Origin of the sequence: Pseudomonas fluorescens (genome assembly GCF_902497745.1) — a bacterium.
GTDB lineage: Bacteria > Pseudomonadota > Gammaproteobacteria > Pseudomonadales > Pseudomonadaceae > Aquipseudomonas > Aquipseudomonas fluorescens_BM.
This window is the reverse complement of the sequence record NZ_CABVHJ010000013.1, coordinates 143,074-163,738: the sequence shown is the minus strand read 5'-3', so window position 1 is coordinate 163,738 and position 20,665 is coordinate 143,074. Positions and strand designations below refer to the sequence as shown.

15 protein-coding genes and 3 pseudogenes are annotated in these 20,665 nt (G+C 60.8%); 9 read left to right on the top strand and 9 right to left on the bottom strand.

Going from position 1 to position 20,665, the window contains the following annotated elements; genetic code table 11:
- Nucleotides 1-45 precede the first annotated feature (45 nt).
- Nucleotides 46-981, top strand: a complete 936-nt coding sequence (locus F8N44_RS20625) for a LysR family transcriptional regulator (protein WP_150651596.1) — start codon at nucleotides 46-48, stop codon at nucleotides 979-981.
- A gap of 204 nt (nucleotides 982-1,185) precedes the next feature.
- Here the strand turns inward: F8N44_RS20625 and F8N44_RS32255 are convergent.
- The 3 genes and pseudogenes from F8N44_RS32255 to F8N44_RS20615 all read right to left on the bottom strand — a co-directional run.
- Nucleotides 1,186-1,779 (bottom strand): annotated as a pseudogene (locus tag F8N44_RS32255) (methyl-accepting chemotaxis protein); the annotation flags it as partial.
- 312 nt (nucleotides 1,780-2,091) lie between these two features.
- Nucleotides 2,092-2,868: pseudogene (locus F8N44_RS32250) on the bottom strand (cache domain-containing protein); the annotation flags it as partial.
- Between the two features lie 198 nt (nucleotides 2,869-3,066).
- Nucleotides 3,067-4,383: a Na+/H+ antiporter family protein gene (locus F8N44_RS20615; protein WP_095121127.1), complete on the bottom strand. Its 1,317-nt coding sequence runs from the start codon at nucleotides 4,381-4,383 to the stop codon at nucleotides 3,067-3,069.
- 289 nt (nucleotides 4,384-4,672) lie between these two features.
- On the opposite strand from F8N44_RS20615, the pseudogene F8N44_RS32245 reads away from it, so the two are divergent.
- Nucleotides 4,673-6,061 (top strand): annotated as a pseudogene (locus tag F8N44_RS32245) (HAMP domain-containing protein); the annotation flags it as partial.
- Nucleotides 6,062-6,163: 102 nt separating this feature from the next.
- Nucleotides 6,164-6,919, top strand: coding sequence for a methyl-accepting chemotaxis protein (locus tag F8N44_RS32240; RefSeq protein ID WP_371044236.1), 756 nt, complete (start codon nucleotides 6,164-6,166; stop codon nucleotides 6,917-6,919).
- A 250-nt stretch (nucleotides 6,920-7,169) separates the two neighbouring features.
- Here the strand turns inward: F8N44_RS32240 and F8N44_RS20605 are convergent, their stop codons facing one another.
- From F8N44_RS20605 to F8N44_RS20590, 4 genes are read right to left on the bottom strand one after another with little or no spacing between them, the layout of a single operon-like run.
- Nucleotides 7,170-8,483 (bottom strand): sensor histidine kinase, encoded by a 1,314-nt coding sequence (locus F8N44_RS20605; protein ID WP_150651593.1) that lies wholly within the window; start codon nucleotides 8,481-8,483, stop codon nucleotides 7,170-7,172.
- Entirely contained in the window at nucleotides 8,480-9,148 is a 669-nt protein-coding gene (locus F8N44_RS20600) for a response regulator transcription factor (RefSeq protein WP_016986295.1), read from the bottom strand. The genes F8N44_RS20605 and F8N44_RS20600 overlap by 4 nt, the downstream gene beginning before the upstream one ends.
- A 3-nt stretch (nucleotides 9,149-9,151) precedes the next feature.
- Complete coding sequence (locus F8N44_RS20595; protein ID WP_038362521.1) at nucleotides 9,152-9,463, bottom strand: PepSY domain-containing protein; 312 nt, start codon at nucleotides 9,461-9,463, stop codon at nucleotides 9,152-9,154.
- A complete protein-coding gene (locus F8N44_RS20590) occupies nucleotides 9,463-9,771 on the bottom strand; it encodes a PepSY domain-containing protein (protein ID WP_150651592.1) in 309 nt (102 codons plus the stop codon). The genes F8N44_RS20595 and F8N44_RS20590 overlap by 1 nt, the downstream gene beginning before the upstream one ends.
- Before the next feature lie 244 nt (nucleotides 9,772-10,015).
- On the opposite strand from F8N44_RS20590, the gene F8N44_RS20580 reads away from it, so the two are divergent.
- From F8N44_RS20580 to codA, 5 genes are all read left to right on the top strand, one after another.
- Nucleotides 10,016-11,095 carry a patatin-like phospholipase family protein gene (locus F8N44_RS20580; protein ID WP_150651591.1) on the top strand — a complete coding sequence of 360 codons (1,080 nt, stop codon included), beginning with the start codon at nucleotides 10,016-10,018 and terminating at the stop codon, nucleotides 11,093-11,095.
- An 85-nt stretch (nucleotides 11,096-11,180) separates the two neighbouring features.
- Nucleotides 11,181-11,537 carry a 6-carboxytetrahydropterin synthase QueD gene (queD, locus tag F8N44_RS20575; RefSeq protein WP_007915588.1) on the top strand — a complete coding sequence of 119 codons (357 nt, stop codon included), beginning with the start codon at nucleotides 11,181-11,183 and terminating at the stop codon, nucleotides 11,535-11,537.
- A 201-nt stretch (nucleotides 11,538-11,738) separates the two neighbouring features.
- On the top strand, nucleotides 11,739-12,551 hold the full coding sequence (locus F8N44_RS20565) for an alpha/beta fold hydrolase (protein WP_150651590.1): 813 nt from the start codon (nucleotides 11,739-11,741) through the stop codon (nucleotides 12,549-12,551).
- Between the two features lie 334 nt (nucleotides 12,552-12,885).
- Nucleotides 12,886-14,157, top strand: a complete 1,272-nt coding sequence (gene codB / locus F8N44_RS20560) for a cytosine permease (protein ID WP_150651589.1) — start codon at nucleotides 12,886-12,888, stop codon at nucleotides 14,155-14,157.
- Nucleotides 14,158-14,172: 15 nt separating this feature from the next.
- A complete protein-coding gene (gene codA / locus F8N44_RS20555) occupies nucleotides 14,173-15,420 on the top strand; it encodes a cytosine deaminase (RefSeq protein WP_150651588.1) in 1,248 nt (415 codons plus the stop codon).
- A 190-nt stretch (nucleotides 15,421-15,610) separates the two neighbouring features.
- Here codA and F8N44_RS20550 read toward each other — a convergent pair whose 3' ends face one another.
- Complete coding sequence (locus F8N44_RS20550) at nucleotides 15,611-16,591, bottom strand: diaminopimelate epimerase (protein ID WP_150651587.1); 981 nt, start codon at nucleotides 16,589-16,591, stop codon at nucleotides 15,611-15,613.
- 372 nt (nucleotides 16,592-16,963) lie between these two features.
- On the opposite strand from F8N44_RS20550, the gene F8N44_RS20545 reads away from it, so the two are divergent.
- On the top strand, nucleotides 16,964-18,115 hold the full coding sequence (locus tag F8N44_RS20545; RefSeq protein WP_127929082.1) for an MFS transporter: 1,152 nt from the start codon (nucleotides 16,964-16,966) through the stop codon (nucleotides 18,113-18,115).
- 85 nt (nucleotides 18,116-18,200) lie between these two features.
- On the opposite strand, the gene F8N44_RS20540 is transcribed toward F8N44_RS20545, so the two are convergent.
- A complete protein-coding gene (locus F8N44_RS20540; protein WP_150651586.1) occupies nucleotides 18,201-20,627 on the bottom strand; it encodes a TonB-dependent siderophore receptor in 2,427 nt (808 codons plus the stop codon).
- Nucleotides 20,628-20,665 lie beyond the last annotated feature (38 nt).

The window sequence follows — 20,665 nt, the reverse complement described above, 5'->3', positions numbered from 1 at the left end:
GCATCCGGACAACACTTTTGCGTAACTCGCACAGCAGGACAAACAATGCACGGGCTCAACGAACTCGGATTCAAAGCGCTAAGGCTGTTTGTCGCGGTACTCGACCACGGCAGTTTCTCCGAAGTGGCCCGCCGTGAAGGCGTGGCGCCCTCCTCGATCTCCCGGCAGATCCAGTTGATGGAGCAGGCGCTGAACCAGCAATTGCTCTACCGCCACACCCGCGCCGTCACGCCGACCGAAGCCGGGCGCATGCTCGGTCATCATGCGCGGCTCGTGCTGGTGCAACTGGAGGAAGCCGAACAGGCGTTGCAGGAACAGCAAAGCGAACCCACGGGCCTTGTGCGCATCAACGCCCCGGTGGTGTTCGGCCAGCGGCACCTGACGCCGTGGCTGGGCAAGTTGTGTGCGCGTTATCCGAAACTGCAACTGGATATCCAGCAGACCGACCATTACGTCGACCCGTTACAGGAAGGCGCGGATTTGCTGTTCCGCATCGGCCCGCTGCACGACTCGAGCATGCAGGCGCGGATTCTGGCGCCGCATCGCTTTCAGGTCGCGGCCAGCCCGGCGTATCTCCAGCGCCACGGCACGCCGCAGAAACCTGAAGATCTCGCGCAACACCAGTGCCTGGCCTACAAAGGCGCGACCGGCCAGCAGCGCTGGTTTTTCCGCCGCGATGGCGAGGACTGGACGCCGTACTCGGTGAAAGGCCCGATCACTGGCAACCACGCTGACACCCTTACCCAAGCCGCCGAGCAGGGGTTGGGCCTGGTGATGTTTCCGTCATGGCTGATTGGCGAAGCGGTGCGCGACGGCACGCTGGTGCCGGTGCTGGGTGAGTATCAGGTGTCGAACAGTCTGGAACCGCAGCAGATTGCGGTGTTGTGGCCGGGGAGCCGCAGGTTGTCGGTGAAGGTGCGGACGGTGATTGATTTCTTCGTCGAATGCTTTGGTGAAGTGCCTTACTGGGATAGGCCTTGAGCGAAGATCAAAAGCCCCTCACCCTAGCCCTCTCCCGGAGGGAGAGGGGACTGACCGAGGTGTCTCGGTTCATCCATCGACCGGAAAGATTCAGTCGATTATGGATTCGGTAAAGCTGTTTCAGGTCGGCGTAGTTCCATAGCATCCCCCAATCAGTCCCCTCTCCCCCTGGGAGAGGGTTAGGGTGAGGGGCTTTTCAGGCGGTCAGATCCGGAACTGACCCACGAGTTTGCCCAGGCGCTGCCCCAGCTCCGCCAGACTGCGCGAAGTCTGCGCACCCAACTGCGTTTCATCAGCCACGCTATCCACCGCCACCGCAATCTGATGCACGCTGCGGTTGATCTCTTCGGCCACCGCCGTCTGCTCTTCCGCCGCACTGGCAATCTGCGCGTTCATCGAGTTGATCGTCGCGATCAGCTCGGCCATCGCATCCAGCGACGCCCCGGCCTGATTGGCTTGCTGTGAAGTGCCGTCACCCGCCTCACTGGAACGACGCATCGCCTCTACCGCTTGCTGCGTACCAGCCTGCAAGCGATCGATCATCCCCTGAATTTCCTGGGTGCTGATCTGCGTACGGCTGGCCAGCGCCCGCACCTCATCTGCCACCACCGCAAAACCACGCCCCGCCTCACCCGCCCGCGCCGCTTCAATCGCCGCGTTCAGCGCCAGCAGGTTGGTCTGCTCGGCGATCGAACGAATCACCCCGAGCACACCAACAATCGACGTCACGTCCTGCTGCAGGCTGTCGAGCGACACGCCGCTGCTGCGGATGTCATCGACCAAGGCATGAATCTGTTTGATGCTGCCCGCCACCACGCGCTTGGCACTCTGACCTTCTTCGTCGGTCTGCTGGGCGGCGACGGCTGCGTTCTGCGCGCTCTTCGCTACTTCTTGTGCGGCGGCGGACATCTCGTTGATCGCCGTGGCGACCTGATCGGTTTCGTGACGCTGACGCTCCATCGCCTGATCCGAGCGCTGGGCCTGATCCGAAACCTGCGTCACCAGCCCGGTCAGTTGCGTGGTCATCTCGGTGATCTGCCGCACCAGGCCATGGATCTTGTCGACGAAGCGATTGAACGAGCCGGCCAGTTCGCCGAGTTCGTCCTGGCTGGTGATGTTCAAGCGACGGGTCAGATCGCCCTCGCCCGCTGCAATGTCATCGAGGTTGGCTTTCATCAGGGTCAGTGGACGCAAAATGGTATTGGCCAGCAGCATCCCCGCCGCCGCGATCACCAACAGCACCACCACCGCCACGCCGACGATGCTCAGCACCACGCCTTGCATGCGTTCCTGCACCTGCGCTTCAACCAGCGCCACTTGCGCTTCGATGCCGTCGAGGTTGACCGACGTACCGACCGCCATGTCCCACTTGGCCAGGTATTCGGTGTAACCGAGTTTCGGTACCAACACCTTGGCATTACCCGGCAACGGCGAGCTGTACTGCAGATAGTGCGTGCCGTCCTTCGCCACTTTCACCAGGCCGAGATTGACGTAAACGCCATTCGGATCGCGGTTGTCCTTGAAGCTTTTGCCCACGCCTTCGGGGTCATTGGCCTTGAACAGGCGCACGGTCTCGGAGTCGTAACCGAAGAAGTAGCCGTCCTTGCCGTAGCGAATACCCGAAAGCAACTTGATCGCCTGCGCCCGTGCCTCGTTGTCACCCGGCGCGGCGGCGTCGTACAGCGGTTTGATCGTGGTCATGGCCACGGCGACGTAACTTTGCAGAGTGGCTTTGGCATCGCCGAGCAGGCGCTCTCGGGTCTGTTCGACCTCTTTGTGCGCCTGTTCCTGGAGGATGAACAGCGTGGTCAGGCTGATGACCAGCGCAAAGAGCAATACCGGTAGAACGGCAAGGGACAGGACTTTAGCCTTGAGGCTCAGGCGCATTGTGGGAGCTCACTCTTTTGGTTTTATTGGCGTGGTTAAAGGCTTTAACGGCACGTCATTACAAAAGTTGAGCAAAGGGATTACCCCATTCCCCTGTGGGAGCGAGCTTGCTCGCGAAGGCGTCGTATCAGTCAACCCTTAAGTCGCTGATACACCGCTTTCGCGAGCAAGCTCGCTCCCACAGGAGATCGGCGGGGTTCAGAGGACCATCGCTGCCACCCAGCCGAACGCCAGCAGCGGCAGGTTGTAGTGCAAGAAAGTTGGCACCACGGTGTCCCAGATGTGGTGATGCTGGCCGTCGATGTTCAGACCGGAGGTCGGGCCGAGGGTCGAATCCGAGGCCGGCGAACCGGCGTCGCCCAAAGCACCAGCGGTACCGACGATGCACACAATCGCGATCGGGCTGAAGCCCAGTTGCACGCACAGCGGCACGAAAATCACCGCCAGGATCGGTACGGTCGAGAAGGACGAACCGATGCCCATGGTCACCAGCAAACCCACCAGCAACATCATCAAGGCACCGATGCCCTTGCTGTGATCAATCCACGCCGCCGACGTTTGCACCAGCGTCTGCACTTCGCCGGTAGCCTTGATCACTTCGCCGAAACCGGAAGACGCGATCATGATGAAGCCAATCATCGCCATCATCTTCATGCCTTCGGTGAACAGATCGTCGGTCTCACGCCACTTGACGATGCCGGACGCCGAAAAGATCAGGAAGCCGGCCAGCGCCCCGATAATCATCGAGTCCAGCAACAACTGAATAATGAACGCGGCGGCAATCGCCACACCGGCAATCATCAGGCTGAGCGGGTTGTACTGCACCGCCACCTGTTCGACTTGCTCGATTTTCGCCAGGTCATAAACGCGCTTTTTGCGGTAGCTGATAAAGGCAATGCCCAGCCCCACCAACATGCCCAGCGCCGGAATGCCCATGGCGTGGGTGACATTGATGCCGCTGATGTCGACGCCGCTGCGCGCAACATTCGCCAACAAAATCTCATTGAGGAAAATGTTACCGAAACCTACCGGGAGGAACATGTACGGGGTGATCAGACCGAAGGTCATGACGCAGGCGATCAAGCGGCGGTCGAGTTGCAGCTTGGTCAGCACATATAAAAGCGGCGGCACCAGCAGCGGAATGAACGCGATGTGGATAGGCAGGATGTTCTGCGAAGCGATCGCCACCACCCACAACAGGCCGATCAACAGCCATTTGACGCTGCCACCGCCGGTCGCGTGCTGACGATCGACCATCGCCAGCGCTTTGTCAGCCAGCGCATGAGCCAAGCCGGACTTGGCAATCGCCACGGCGAAAGCACCAAGCAAGGCGTAGGACAACGCCACCGTGGCGCCGCCGCCCAGGCCGCTGTTGAACGCCTTGAGCGTGGCGTCGATGCCCAGACCACCGGTCAGGCCGCCGACCAGCGCGCCGACGATCAAGGCGATCACTACGTGCACGCGGGACAGGCTGAGTATCAGCATGACGCCGACTGCCGCTATGACTGCATTCATTTCACTTCCTCGAAAAACACTGCGGTGGAAAACCGACCGCCAGACAGAATGAGTCCGCCAGCGTTTGATTGGCGGATTTGCAAAGAGGGTCTTATTAGAAGGGCGCGCACTGTGCCGCAGCGAACTTCCCTTGTCAAAGCCGACACCGCCTCCAGTGATCGTTCCCACGCTCTGCGTGGTAACGCCTCAATGGACGCTCTGCGTCCGCTTTGGGACGCGGAGCGTCCCGGGCTGCATTCCTTTGCTGCGCGTGGGAACGATCAAGACGTTGAAAGGTGTAGATCACCGGATGCGGCAATTGGTCATATTGTGTTTCAAGGATAAAGAAAGCCGATTTGCGGCCGTTACAGTGCAAAGTCTCAGATATTTATCGAATAAGGACGTCTCCATGTCGCTCAGACAACTTTCCATCCAATGGAAAATCACCCTGCTCGCCGGCCTCTGCCTGGCCGGTATCGTGACCCTGTTGGTGGGTCTTTCGCTGTATCGCATGGAGCACAGTTCTGCACTGGTGAAAGCTTCGAGCATGGAAATGCTCACCGAGTCGGCGCAAGCGCGCATCGAGTCGCAAGGTGAAGTACAGGCCGCCGGCATTCGCCAGCAGTTCATGGACGCCTATCAGTACGGCCACGGCTTCTCGCGGCAGGTTTTGTTCCTGCGCGAGCAGGCCGAGAAGCGTTTTCTCGATGCCTTCGACCTGCGTGAAGACATGACCCGTCAGGTCAAATCGGCGCTGCAAGCCAACCCGGATCTGCTCGGCCTGTCGCTGGTGTTCGAAGCCAACGCACTGGACGGCAAGGATGAACTGTTCGCCGGCCAAGCTGAACTCGGCAGCAACGACAAGGGCCGTTTCGCCCTGTACTGGTCGCAACCAACGCCGGGCAACGTCACCTCGATGGCCCTGCCGGAAAGCGACATGACCGACACCAGCACCGGCCCCAGCGGTCAGGCGGCCAATGCCTGGTTCACTTGCCCGCGTGCCACGCTCAAGCCGTGTGTGATCGAACCGTACTTCTATGTGATCGACGGGCACAAAGTGCTGATGACCAGCATCGTCTTCCCGCTGCAGGTCAATGGCAAAGTCATCGCTTCGCTGTCGGTCGACATCAACCTCAACAGCCTGCAAGCCATCAGTCAGGGCGCAAGCAGGAAGCTCTATGACGGCCAGACCGCCGTGAGCATCGTCAGCCCCGCCGGCCTGCTCGCCGGTTACAGCCCGGATGCCGGCAAACTCAGCCAGCGTCTGGATGCCGTGGACACGATCAGCGGCGCCGAACTGCTGAGCAAACTCGCGTCAAGCAGCAGCGTCAGCAGCCTGCACAGCAACGGTCAGTTGAAAGTACTGTCGCCGTTCCAGCCGATCCCCGGTGGTCCGTCGTGGGGTGTGCTGCTGGATGTGCCGGAGAAAGTCCTGGTTAGCCGCGCCGAAGCGCTCAAGCAACAACTGGATGCCAGCAACACGTCCGGCACGCTGATCGAACTGAGCCTCGGCGTGCTGGCAGCGTTGATCGGTTTGCTGCTGGTGTGGCTGATGGCACGCAGCGTGACCAAACCGATCCTCGGCGTGGCGCACATGCTCGAAGACATCGCCAGCGGCGAAGGTGATCTGACCCGTCGCTTGGCCTACGACAAAAAGGACGAACTCGGTCAGTTGGCCGGCTGGTTCAACAAGTTCCTCGACAAGTTGCAGCCGATCATCGCCGAGGTGAAACGCTCGGTGCAGGACGCGCGCAACACCGCCGATCAGTCCTCAGCCATTGCCACCCAGACCAGCGCCGGTATGGAGCAGCAATACCGTCAGGTCGATCAGGTCGCCACCGCCTCCCACGAGATGAGCGCCACCGCGCAAGACGTCGCGCGCAGCGCCGCGCAGGCGGCCGAAGCGGCCAAGGATGCCGACCGCGCCACCCGTCAGGGCCTGACTGTGATCGACCGCACCACTGCAAGCATCGACACCCTCGCCGCCGACATGAGCGCGGCGATGGTGCAAGTCGAAGGTCTGGCCGCCAACAGCGAGAAGATCGGCGCGGTGCTGGAGACCATCCGCGCCATCGCCGAGCAGACTAACTTGCTGGCGCTCAACGCCGCTATCGAAGCGGCGCGTGCTGGTGAGGCCGGACGAGGTTTTGCGGTGGTCGCCGACGAAGTGCGCAACCTCGCGCGCCGCACGCAAGAGTCGGTGGAAGAAACCCGTCAGGTCATCGAGCAGTTGCAGAGCGGTACGCAGGATGTGGTCGGGTCGATGGGCAACAGCCATCGTCAGGCTCAGGGTAGCGTTGAACAGGTTGGCCAGGCGGTGACTGCGCTGCGCCAGATTGGCGATGCGGTGACGGTGATCAGCGACATGAACCTGCAGATTGCCAGCGCCGCTGAGGAGCAGAGTGCGGTGGCCGAGGAGATCAACAATAACGTGGCGACGATTCGCGATGTCACCGAGTCGCTGTCCGGGCAGGCGAATGAGTCGGCGCGGGTGAGTCAGTCGCTCAATAGTCTGGCGAATCAGCAGCAGAGTTTGATGGATCAGTTTCGCGTTTGATTCTGGATTGGGGGGGTGTCAGTTGGATTCCCCCCTCACCCCAGCCCTCTCCCCCCAAGGGGGGCGAGGGGGAAAGGGAGCCGATCTTCATGTCATTCAAAACCTGAGTTCGATTCGATATCTCCGGTCCCGGGAAGGCTTTCAAAACCTGAGTTCAGCTCGGTATCTCACGTCGGCGTACCTCGAACAAACACCTCGGTCAGTCCCCTCTCCCTCTGGGAGAGGGCTAGGGTGAGGGGCTTTTAGAGGCTCACCGCCGAGGCAACTCAATCACCACTTTCAACCCGCCCCACTCACTCTCGCCCAACACCAGCAAACCGCCCCAGGTGTCGACGATATCGCGGACAATCCCCAGCCCCAACCCATGCCCGTCAGTCTGCTCATCCAGCCGCGTGCCACGACTGAATACCTGAGCGCGCTGCTCTTCGGGAATCCCCGGACCGTCATCTTCCACGCTCAGGGCAAAGCCGTCCGTACGTTCGATCACGCTCAAGCGCACTTCGGCATCAGCCCATTTGCAGGCGTTGTCCAAAAGATTGCCGAGCAACTCGAGCAAATCCTCACGATCCCACGGCAACTGCAACCCCGCCGGGGCGACATAGCTCAGCGCCAGATGCTCGCCATGAATCATGTTCAACGTCGCCAGAAGTCCGGGCAGTTCCGCATCGCAATCAAACAGCGCACCCGGCAGTGCATCACCGGACAGCCGTGCGCGGTTCAATTCACGATTGAGCCGCTGCTGCACCTGCTCCAGCTGTTCCTTGAGCACTTTGCGCAGCTCAGGATGAGCATCGAGTTTTTCACTGGACGCCAGGCTCAACAGCACCGCCAGCGGCGTTTTCAAGGCGTGCCCGAGATTGCCCAAGGCATTGCGCGAGCGCTTGAGGCTGTCTTCGGTGTGCGCGAGCAAATGGTTGATTTGCGCCACCAACGGCTCCAGCTCCACCGGCACCTGATCATCCAGTTGCGAGCGCTGGCCCTGCTGCAATTGCGCAATTTGTTCGCGGGCCCTTTCCAGCGGTTTCAACGCGCGGCGCACGGTCAATCGCTGCAAGAACAGAATCAACAACAATGCCGCCAAACCGAGGCCGAGGCCGATCTGACGCATGCGCTGAAAGCTCTCGCGCACCGGCGTGTAATCCTGCGCGACGCTGATCGAAATCGACTGGCCCAAGCGTCGATAATCCGAGCGCAGCACCAGCAACTGCTGACCGTCCGGGCCCAGTTGCAGATTGCTGTGCAGCCCGGGATGGTCGAGCAACGGCAGATCCTGATCCCACAACGAACGCGAGCGCCAATGGCTGTCGGCGAAATCGATACGAAAGTAATGCCCGGAAAACGGTCGCTGATAGGCCGGCGACAGATGCCGCTCATCCAGTTGCAAGCCTTGCGGCCCGCGCACCAATGCCACCAGCAGACTTTCGCTGTCGTTGCGCAGACCCGCTTCGAGATAGCGCTGCAAACCCACCTCGAACAACCACAGACTGGTTTGCGCCAGTACCACGCCGACGATCACCATGACGCTGATCAACCCCAGGCTCAAGCGGCGCTGGATCGACCTCACGAAGCTTGCCCGCCGAACAGGTAACCCTGGCCGCGACGGGTTTCGATCACGCTTTTGCCGAGCTTGCGCCGCAGGTGATTGACGTGCACTTCGAGGACGTTGGAATCGCGCTCGGTTTCACCGTCGTAAAGGTGTTCGGCGAGGTGGCTTTTGGAGAGGATCTGTTCCGGGTGCAGCATGAAATAGCGCAACAGGCGAAATTCGGCGGCGGTCAGTTGAATGTCAGCGCCGTCGCGAACCACGCATTGCCGACCCTCGTCCAGATGCAGCCCCGCAGCCTGTAATGTCGGCTGATTGGACTGGCCCTTGGAGCGGCGCAACAGCGATTGAATGCGCAACTGCAATTCTTCGGGGTGAAACGGTTTGGTCAGGTAGTCATCGGCACCGGCCTTCAGGCCTTCGATGCGCTCGGCCCAGGAATCACGCGCCGTGAGGATCAGCACCGGAATCGCCAGGCCGCCGGCACGCCACTGCGCCAACACCTCAAGCCCCGGCACACCGGGCAGGCCGAGGTCGAGAATGATCAGGTCATAGGGCTCGCTGCTGCCCTGATACAGCGCGTCACGACCGTCCGCCAGCCAATCCACCGCGTAACCCTGGCGTTGCAGGCCGGCGAGCAGTTCGTCGGCCAGCGGTACGTGGTCTTCCACCAATAGCAAACGCATCGATCAATCTTCCTTGTCTTTCACAAGTTCACCGGTATCGGCCTTCAAGTGCAGCTCACGGGCGACACCTTCGACGGTCAGCAACTCGACTTCATAAATGTAGACGTCGTGTTTTTCTTCCAGCTCGACTTCCAGCAACTTTGCGCCGGGATAGCGATCCATCGCCTGCTGCAGTACTTGCTCCAGCGGCAGGATCACGCCCTTCTCCCGCAGACTCAGAGCCTCGTCCTGATCGAGGTCGCGGGCCATTGCTGCCGAGCAGAAAATCACCAGCGCCAATGCCGTACGGCTGGTGGCGCGAACATTAACCTTCATTACTTATCCTGATGATCCTTGAGAACCTGCCCAGTCACCGCGTCTAATTCCAGATCCCAATCGACGCCCTGCGCATCGCGCATTTCGATCTGGTAGATGTACTTGCCGTACTCTTCTTCCAGCTCGGTCTCAGTGATCGTCGAACCCGGATGTTTGGCCAACGCGGTGGCGTTGAGCTTCTCGAAGGAGACGATAGTACCAGCGTCACGCAGACGCAGGGCTTCGTCAGGGCCGAGGTCGCGGGCATGGGCGAGGCTGGCAGTGAAGCCGATGATCGAGGCAATGGACAGGGCAGTCAGGGTTTTCATGGAGTCTCCGTATTTTTATGTGTTGCTTTACGGTGGGCACCTTAGCGGGATGAACTTAACTGAAACTGAATTGCCATCATTGCCCCAGCTCAACACATGACCCCCGTGTAGGAGCTGCCGAAGGCTGCGATCTTTTGATTTTGTTTTGAAAAGACAAGATCAAAGGATCGCAGCCTTCGGCAGCTCCTACAGAATTTTGTAACATGTGCTTATAATTGTTCGCTTGCTAACGATCGAGACCGGTATGACCGCCATCCACATCAAATTCCCCGCCCTCACCCTCAAGGCCGGCCCGCGGGCCATGGCGCGTATTCGTGCGCAAGGCCTGAACGCTGCCGACGTCAGCACTTTGCCCGGCGCCGCCGGTGGGCCGAAGGCGTTGGGGATTCAGGGGCTGGATCTGGCGTTGTTCGGCGAATGGCTGCCGAGCGCACCGCGTGAACGCTCGCTGATCGGCGCCTCGGTCGGTTCCTGGCGCTTCGCCAGTGCCTGCCTGCCGGACGCCGCCGAAGGCATCCGCCGCCTCGGTCATCTGTACGCCGAGCAGAACTTCAACAAAGGCGTGACCATGGCCGAGATCAGTCAGAGCTCGCAACGCATGCTCAATGATCTGCTCGACGGCCGCGATGCGAGCATCCTCGACAACGCGCATTACCGCTTGAACATCATGGTGGTGAAAAGTCAGGGGCGTCTGGCCGATGATCATCGCGGTCGCCTCGGTCTGGCACTGGGCTCGGTGATCGCCGACAACCTGCGCGGCCGCGCGCGGCTGTCGCGGCACTTCGAACGGCTGATCATCCACGACCCGCGCCTCGCGCCTCCGGTGAATGCACTGAACGACTTCCCGTCGCGTTTCGTCGCGCTGAATGCCGGTAATCTGCGCCAAGCGCTGCTGGCTTCGGGTTCGATCCCGATGGTCATGGAAGGCGTGCGCGACTTGCCGGGTGCTGGCGCCGGCACTTTCCGCGACGGTGGTCTGCTCGACTATCACCTCGACCTGCCCTACAGCGGCGACGGCATCGTGCTCTACCCACACTTCACCGACCGGGTGATTCCGGGCTGGTTCGACAAGACCCTGCCATGGCGCAAGGCCTCAGTGGAACGCTTGCAGGACGTGCTGTTGCTCGCGCCATCCAAGGAATATCTGGCGCGCCTGCCCTACGGCAAACTGCCCGACCGCAACGACTTCAAGCGCTTTATGGGCGATGCAGCGAGCCGGCAGAAATACTGGCACGCAGCGATGGACGAGAGCCGTCGCCTCGGCGATGAGTTCCTTGAACTGACTGCCAATGGTCGCCTCGCCGAGCGCTTGCTGACCCTTTAGTCAGCACGGCCAAACGCAAGCTGGTAAACTCGCCGCCTGCCCGAATCGCTGCGGCGAACGCCATCTGAACAGAGCTGAAAATACTGTGGAAATCTTCAAGGAATTTACTTTCGAATCCGCCCACCGCCTGCCGCACGTCCCGGACGGCCACAAGTGCGGGCGTCTGCACGGTCACTCGTTCAAAGTGGCGCTTCACCTCAGCGGCGACCTCGATCCGCACACCGGCTGGATCCGCGATTTCTCTGAAATCAAAGCGATCTTCAAGCCGCTGTACGAGCGTCTCGATCACAACTACCTGAACGACATTCCCGGTCTGGAAAACCCGACCAGCGAAGTGCTGGCCAAATTCATCTGGAATGAAATGAAGCCGTTGCTGCCGGAACTGAGCGCGATCCGTATTCACGAGACGTGCACCAGCGGTTGTATCTATCGCGGTGAGTAACCTGGGAGAGATCTCCCTTGTAGGAGCTGCCGAAGGCTGCGATCTTTTGATCTTGATCTTAAAAACAAAGATCAACAGATCGCAGCCTTCGGCAGCTCCTACAGAGGGATTGGTGTTTTGTCCGGGAAATAGAGAACAGCCTTCACGGCTGTTTTTTTACGCCTATGCTTTTTGGCTCCCACCCGCCAAGAGGACAGGCCCATGACAGACTGGCTGCTGGATCAGGTCTTTGACTTCAACGGCCACCCGGTTCGTTACGCCATACGCGGCGACGGCCCGCCGCTGGTGTTCGTGCATGGCACGCCGTTTTCGTCGTACGTGTGGCACCGGATCGCTCCGCACTTTTTTGCCACACACCGCGTGCATTATTTCGACCTGCTGGGTTATGGACGCTCCGAACAACCCGACGCCGACGTCTCCCTCGGTGTGCAGAACCAACTGTTGGCACAACTGCTCGATCACTGGAATCTGCAACGCCCGGACGTGGTGGCCCACGACTTCGGCGGCGCCACCGTACTGCGTGCACACCTGCTCAACGGCAAGGATTACCGCAGCCTGACCCTGATCGATCCGGTCGCGCTGACGCCGTGGGGTTCGCCATTCGTGCAGCATGTGCGTCAGCATGAAGCGGCTTTCAGCGGCCTGCCTGACTACATCCAGCGCGCCATCGTGCCGACCTATATTCGCGGGGCGATTCATCGCGAGATTAACGACGACGAACTGGCGCCCTACGTGCAACCGTGGCTCGGCGATCCGGGGCAAGCGGCGTTCTATCGGCAGATTGCACAGATGGACGAGCGCTATACCCGTGAAGCAGAAAGCCTGTACCCGACGATCCGCTGTCCGGTGCAGATTCTCTGGGGCGAAGAGGACCAGTGGATCCCCATCGAGCGTGGCCGAGCGTTACATCAAATGATCCCGGGATCACAATTCCACCCGATTGCCAACGCCGGCCACCTCGTGCAAGAAGACGCCCCCGAAGCCATCGTCGCCGCCCTGATGCGCTTTCTCTGACAGGCCCCAAATGCCCCTGACACCGATCGTTCCCACGCTCTGCGTGGGAATGCCTCAACGGACGCTCCGCGTTCGGCTTTGGAGTGGGACGCGGAGCGTCCCGCGCTGCATTCCTTTGCTGCGCGTGGGAACGATCAATCAGCCACTGCAGATGTCGCCTGACACGCCGCCTTCGCGAGCAGGCTCGCTCCCACATTGGGCTTGGGTGTATTCAGGTGCACCGCTTTCGCGCCAATCCGCGCGACTCGTCTATACATAACCCGCGCCAACCGGTATTTGGCACGACCACTGCAACCCTCCCCCGCGACTCCTCTCTTCCAGCAAGGACCGCCCCATGACGCAGAACGATCCCGGCAACGATTACCCCCTCAGCGAAGTCCCCATGCATGCGCGCAAAGGCCTGGCCTCCACGGCGATGGTGTTACTGGGCTTCACGTTTTTCACAGCGACCATGTTTGCCGGCGGTAAGCTCGGCGTGGCGTTCAGTTTCGGCGAGATGATGGCGGTGATCATCGTCGGCAATCTGCTGCTGGGTCTGTATGCGGCGGGCCTGGGTTACATCGCCTTCAAGAGCGGCCTCAACTCGGTGCTGATGGGCCGTTTTTGTTTCGGCGAAGTCGGCAGCAAGCTCAGCGACCTGATTCTCGGTTTCACCCAGATCGGCTGGTACGCCTGGGGCACCGCGACTGCAGCGGTGGTGCTCGGCAAATACTTCGATCTCGACGAAGGCACGGTGCTCGGGCTGATGGTGTTGTTCGGTCTGGTGTTCTGCGCCACGGCCTATGTCGGCTATCGCGGACTGGAGATTCTTTCGTACATCGCCGTGCCGGCGATGATGTTGTTACTGATGCTGTCGATGTGGGTGGCAACGGTGAAAGTCGGTGGTTTCGAAGGCTTGCTCAGCGTGGTGCCGAGCGGTTCGCTGGACTGGTCCACCGCGATCACTCTGGTGTTCGGCACCTTCGTCAGCGGCGCAACGCAGGCGACCAACTGGACACGTTTCTCGCGTTCGGCGCGGGTCGCGGTACTGGCCAGCCTGATCGGATTTTTTATTGGCAACGGCCTGATGGTGTTGATCGGCGCGTACGGCGCCATCGTCTATCAACAGCCGGACGTGGTTGAAGTGCTGCTGTTGCAAGGTTTCGCCATGGCCGCAATGGCCATGCTGTTGCTGAACATCTGGAGTACCCAGGACAACACCATCTACAACTTCGCCGTCGCCGGTTGCAACCTGCTGCGCACCGGCCGGCGTAAAACCGTGACCCTAGCCGGCGCAGTGATCGGCACCCTGCTCGCCCTGCTGGGCATGTATGACATGCTGGTGCCGTACCTGATTCTGCTCGGCACGGTGATTCCACCGATTGGCGGGGTAATCATGGCGGACTTTTTCTTCCGTTGGCGTGGGCACTATCCGCGTCTGGCCGACGCACGGTTGCCGGCGTTCAACTGGCCGGGACTCGGGGCCTACGCGGTCGGCACCGTTGCCGCGTTCAACTCGCCGTGGGTCGCGCCGCTGGTAGGGATCGCCGCTGCCGCGCTAACGTATGTCATCGTTACCGGCGTGCTCGGCGCTCGCAGCGCGACCGCGCCACTACAAGACTTATAAAAAAGGATTCGCCTGATGCACATCATCAACGCCCGTTTGCGCAACCAGGAAGGTTTGCACGAGTTGCACCTTGAAGACGGTCTGATCCGCAGCATCGCCCGGCAGACCGAAGCGCCGACCCTCGGCCCGGATGACCTCGACGCCGGCGGCAATCTAGTGGTGCCGCCCTTCGTCGAACCGCATATTCACCTCGACGCCACCCTCACCGCCGGCGAGCCGCGCTGGAACATGAGCGGCACGCTGTTCGAAGGCATCGAATGCTGGGGCGAGCGCAAGGTCACCATCACCGAAGAAGACACCAAGACCCGCGCGAAGAAAACCATTCAGGCGCTGGCCGCCCACGGCATCCAGCACGTGCGCACCCACGTCGATGTCACCGACCCGCAACTCACCGCGCTCAAAGCCATGCTCGAAGTGCGCGAGGAAAGCCGTCACCTGATCGATCTGCAAATCGTCGCGTTCCCGCAGGAAGGCATCGAGTCGTTCCGCAACGGCCGCGAGTTGATGGAGGAAGCGATCCGCATGGGCGCGGACGTCGTCGGCGGGATTCCGCATTTCGAGTACACCCGTGATCAGGGTGTCAGTTCGGTGAAGTTTCTGATGGACCTGGCCGAGCGCACCGGTTGTCTGGTCGACGTGCATTGCGACGAGACCGACGACCCGCATTCGCGCTTCCTCGAAGTGCTCGCCGAAGAGGCGCGCAGCCGCGACATGGGCGCCCTCGTCACCGCCAGCCACACCACGGCGATGGGTTCTTACGACAACGCCTACTGCGCGAAACTGTTTCGTCTGCTCGGCCATTCCGGGATCAGTTTTGTCTCCTGCCCGACCGAAAGCATTCACTTGCAAGGGCGCTTCGACAACTTCCCGAAACGTCGGGGCGTGACCCGCGTGAATGAATTGCTCGAAGCAGGGATGAACGTGTGTTTCGGCCAGGACTCGATCGTCGATCCGTGGTATCCGCTGGGCAACGGCAACATCCTCCGCGTACTGGAAGCCGGGTTGCACATCTGCCACATGCTCGGCTACCGCAACCTGCAAAGTGCGCTGGATCTGGTCACCGACAACAGCGCCAAAGCCATGCACCTGGGTGATCGCTATGGTCTGGAACAGGGGCGTCCGGCGAATCTGTTGATTCTGTCGGCGGACAGCGATTACGAAGTGATCCGCAGTCAGGGCTTGCCGCTGTATTCGATTCGCGGCGGCAAGGTGTTGATGAAGCGGCAGATGCCGGTGGTGGAGTTCAGTGGTGAGCTGAGCTGAGAGGCGCCCCGTAAATCCAATGTGGGAGCGAGCCTGCTCGCGAAGAGGTCGGCACATCCGGCATCATCGCCTCAGACATAGCGCTTTCGCGAGCAGGCTCGCTCCCACAGGATCGGTGTTTGAACAGGATGTTTGTGTTCAACACAAAACCCTGTGGGAGCCTGGCTTGCCAGCGATGGCGTGTTTGAATTCAGCCCATCAACTGCGCCGTACCAAACAGCCTGACCCTCAGCAATGCACCGTCTGCTTCTTCCAGCCAAATCGGCGCCGTACCGCCGGGCATGACCACCTGCACTTCTCCCGCCGCGACCCAACCAACCCGCCACGCCGCCGACGCCACAGCACTGGCGCTGGTGCCGGATGAGGCCGTCGGCCCTTCGCCGCGTTCGAACACTCGGGCAAGGATTCTCTGCGGTGACTCCAGCACTGCCCATTGCAGATTGACGCCCGCCGGGCATGGATCACCAGCGCCGGCGGGTGTGGCGTAGGCAATTTGGGTCAGGCCTTCGTTCAGTGGCGATTCACGCATCTCTTCATTGCTTGGCAACGCCGCTGCATCACCGAGCAGCGTGACGCAATGCGGATTGCCAATTCGTACGAATTGGCTGTGCGCCCAGTCGGGATCAAGTTGTGCCAGGGGTTGGACGTGGCTCACGTCTCGTGCGTTGAACTCAATGCCCTGAACCGTCTGCGCTGCGACGGCATCCGGCCCGAAACCGGGTTTCCCCAAGTCAAGCCAGAAGCCTTGAACGCCTTCAACGTCAGCCGGCTTCACCGAAGTTTCCACCACTTCACCTTTGTCGTGATGCACGCGTAACAACCCACCCGCCTCCGGCATCAAGCCTTGCTCGGTCAGTGCCTGCGAGAAAATCGTCAGGCCATTGCCACTGCGCTCGGCGAGCGTGCCATCGGTGTTGACGATCAGCACATCGAACGGCGCCGACGTCTGGAACGGGCCGATCAGCAGGCCGTCGCTGCGGTGGGATTTGCTGTTCGCCGGGCGTTGGTCTTCGGGCCAGTCACAGCAGAGTTTGATTGCTGCTTCGCTCCACGACTGACGCGAAGAGGCGCATTTGGTGGCGCTGGCCGGCAAATCAATGCCCGCCTCGCGTAATTCGATGGGCGAGATGACGCCATAGATATTGCCCCGTGCATCGTAGAATTGCGTCATCAGTGTTTGTCCCTGTTGCCGAAGAAGGCCACTGTAAAACGCAAGCCCTTGTGGGAGCGAGCCTGCTCGCGAATGCAGTGTGTCAGCCGATATTTTCTTTATCCGACACACCGCCTTCGCGAGCAAGCTCGCTCCCACAGGAATCGGTGCATGACCGCTGATTAGTGAGCCCGCTCCATTCAATGTGGGAGCGAGCTTGCTCGCGAAAACGGTGGGTCAGTCGATATATTTTTAGCTGACACTCCGCTATCGCGAGCAGGCTCACTCCTACAGGTTAGGATGTCCTCTGTACTTCCCCGAATGGCCGGCGATCGAACCTCATCGCTGAATCACTGTCCTTCGGGGACGCGAAGTTTTTTGCCAAGGATCGATATGACCAGTCTCAACCCCCAAGACACCTTCGTCCCCGGACGCCTGCAACAGATGTCCACGCGCATCGCCTTTTTCATCGCCGGGCTCGGCATCGCCGCGTGGGCGCCATTGGTGCCGTATGCCAAGGCGCGCGCCGGACTGGATGAAGGCACGCTGGGATTGCTGCTGTTGTGCCTCGGCGTCGGTTCGATTCTGGCAATGCCGCTGGCGGGGATTCTGGCCACACGCTTCGGCTGTCGGCGCGTCGCCACCGGCGGCACCTTGTTGATCTGCGCGGCGCTGCCATTGCTGGCGACCGTGTCGTCGATACCAGCGCTGATCGCCACGCTGTTCATGTTCGGCGCAGGCCTGGGCACGGTGGATTCGACGGTGAACCTGCAAGCGGTGATCGTCGAACGCGCCAGCGGCAAGAACATGATGTCGGGTTTCCACGGCTTGTTCAGTCTCGGCGGGATTGTCGGCGCGGCGGGTGTCAGTGCCTTGCTCGGCCTTGGTTTGACGCCACTGACCGCGATGCTGGTAGTGGTCGTCGTGTTGATCGCGGCGCTGTTCAAGTGCGTGCCGCACATGTTGCCTTACGGCAGTGAAAGCTCGGGCCCGGCATTCGCCATCCCTCACGGCATCGTGCTGTTTATCGGCGGAATGTGCTTCATCGTGTTCCTGACCGAAGGCGCGGCGCTGGACTGGAGCGCAGTGTTTCTGGCGCAGGAACGCGGGATCGACACGGCGTACGCGGGATTGGGTTATGCGGCGTTTGCATTGACCATGACGGCCGGACGTTTGATGGGCGACCGGATTGTGCGGATTGTCGGTGCAACGCGGATCATTTTGTTTGGTGGTCTGTTGGCAGCTGCTGGCCTGTTTCTGGCGACCTTCGCGCCGAGCTGGGAAGCGGCATTGGTCGGTTACGCGCTGGTCGGTGCGGGTTGTTCGAACATTGTGCCGGTGCTGTACACGGCGGTGGGCAAGCAGACGGTGATGCCGGAAAGCATCGCGGTGCCGGCGATTACCACTTTGGGGTATGCAGGGATTCTGGCAGGGCCGGCGGTGATCGGCTTTGTGGCGCACGCCAGCAGTCTGAGTTTTGCCTTTGGCTTAATGGCGGTGTTGTTGGTGGCGGTGGCCATAGGCGGCAAAGTCCTTAAAGTCTAAAAGCTTCGCGAGCAGGCTCGCTCCCACAGGATTTCAGTGATCCATGTGGGAGCGAGCCTGCTCGCGAAGAAGGCGCCGCGGTTTATCAAAACCCGACACTGGCCTGCACAAAGAACGTACGCGGCGCGCCCACATACATCCCCGAGTTGTTGTCGCTGGAGCGGGTGAAGTACTGCTTGTCGAAGATGTTCTTCACCCCGGCGCCCAGCTTCAGGTTCGACACCTGCGGCCCGAAGTCATAGCCGCCACGTACGTTCCAGGTCACGTAACCCGGGATGTCGCCATACTGCCCGTCCGCTGTGCCGTCGGTGATGTAGTTGCCGTTGAAACTGCCGTCGGCATTCACACCGGTGCCCGGTGAGCGCTGTTTCGACTGTGCGAATCCGTCGAGATTGTAGGTCCAGCGGTTGATGTCATAGCGCAGGCCGACGGTTGCCACCTGACGCGAATAGAACGGCAGATCACGGCCTTTGAAACCCGGAATCTCGCCTTCATACGTGGCGCGGGTGTAAGTGAAACCAGCATTGGCGGTCAAGCCTTCGAGACGCGGATCCAGCGCCGCCATGTCGTAGTGCACCGAGGCTTCGATGCCTTGGTGCTTGGTCGCGCCGAGGTTGGTCCAGCCCACGTCGTTGCTGATGTATTGCAGCTCGTCGTCGAAGTCGATGTAGAACAGCGTCACTTCCCCGCCCCACACATCATCGTTGTAGCGCGTGCCGATCTCGTAGGTCTTGGCCTTCTCCGGCTCCAGACCATTGGCGGTCTGATCACCTGAGCCGCCCTGGCCGAGCTGGAAATACTGCAGGCTGCCGAACGAAGTTTCGTAGTTGGCGAACAGTTTCCACGCGTCCGACAGGTGATACATCACGCTCAGCGCCGGCAACGGTTCGTTGCTTTCGATGCTGCGGTTTTTCGCCTGTACCGGTTTGCCGGCCGTGTCGAGCACGGCGCGGTCATGCCAGTCGGTGCTGATGTGTTCGAAGCGAATGCCCGGGGTGATGGTCCAGTTGCCGACATCGATTTTGTTGTCGATGTAGACCGAGTTGGCCTCGGTGCCGCCGGTACGATCCTGGAATACATGACCATCAGACGTCGGCGTGAGCACCGGCTGGTTGTTGACCAGCGCCACACGGCTCGACGATTCGTGCATCGCCTCTTTCAGGTAGCGATAACCGACGCTGACTTCCTGGGTGGTCGGGCCGACATCGAATACCCGCGACACCCGTGGCTCGATGCCAAGGGTGTAATAGGAACGCGGGTACGAGCTGAGGGTTTTCTGGTCGCGAGCGGCGATGGTGCTGCCACGGAAACTGTCGGTGTAATAGGTCAGGATTTCCGCTTGAGTGCGCTCGTCAATCTGGCGGATCCATTTGAAGGACACGTCTTTGCGCCGACCGGTGAACTGGTCGTAGTCACGCACCGAGTCATACGGTTTGTCGTCGTACTGCTTTTGCGTCAGACCGCCGGGCATGTCCGCCGTGGCGTCGTAGTAGTGAAAGTTGAGGCTGAAATCGTCCTGATCGGTCGGTGCCCAGTGGGTCTTGAGCAACACGTCATCGATGTCGTTGCCGTTGTTGCGCTCGCGATAACCGTTACCGTTGACACCCGAATACAGCAACGCCACGCCCATGCCGTTGTCGGCAGTGCCGCCGAGAAACGCGGTGTCGATGTGTTTCCAGCCACCGTACTGAGTGGTTTCCAGCGTAGTACCAATTTCACCGGTGGCTTTTTCGGGAATTGCGCGGGTGACGAAGTTGATCACGCCACCAACGTTTTGCGGCCCATAACGCACGGAACCGGCGCCACGCACGACGTCGATACTGTCGAGGTTGCCCGAGGAAATCGGCGCCATCGACAGTTGCGGCTGACCGTAAGGGGCGAACGCCGCCGGCACGCCATCGATCAACACGGTAGAGCGTGGCGACAGGCGCGAAGTCAGACCACGCACGCCGACGTTCAGGGAAATGTCACTGCCGCCGGTACCGTTGGAGTCCTGCACCTGCACGCCCGGCACACGCTTGAGCACGTCGCTGACGTTCATCGCGCCTTGTTCGACCATCGCTTCGCGGCGGATCACCGTACGCGCGCCCGGATGGTTCTGCACCACCGCGGCGTTGGCGTCACCGAGCCAGTCGCCAACCACTTTGATGTCGGTCACGCCCAATTCCAGCGGACCATTGCCGGCGGCGGAAGTTGCCGCAGGCGACAGGGTCACCGAGCCTTCGTTGATCTGATAATCCAGACCGCTGCCCTGCAGCAATTGGCGCAACGCCTGCTCCGGCGAGATATCGCCGTCGACCGCCGGCGCCTGTTTGCCGGCGACCAGATCCGGGCTGAAAAACACTTGCAGCGATGTCTGCTGGCCCAGTTCGCTGAGGGCCTGACCCAATGGCTGCGCGCGGATATGAATCGCTTCGCCAGCGAAGGCCAGCGGCATGGCAGCGTTAACCGCCAGCGCAAGGGCCAGCGGCAACCAAGGGGATTTTTTGTTGTTGGCAGTGGTGTTCTTCACGTCGTACGTAGTCCTGTGGATCGCAAGAGTGTGCGGCT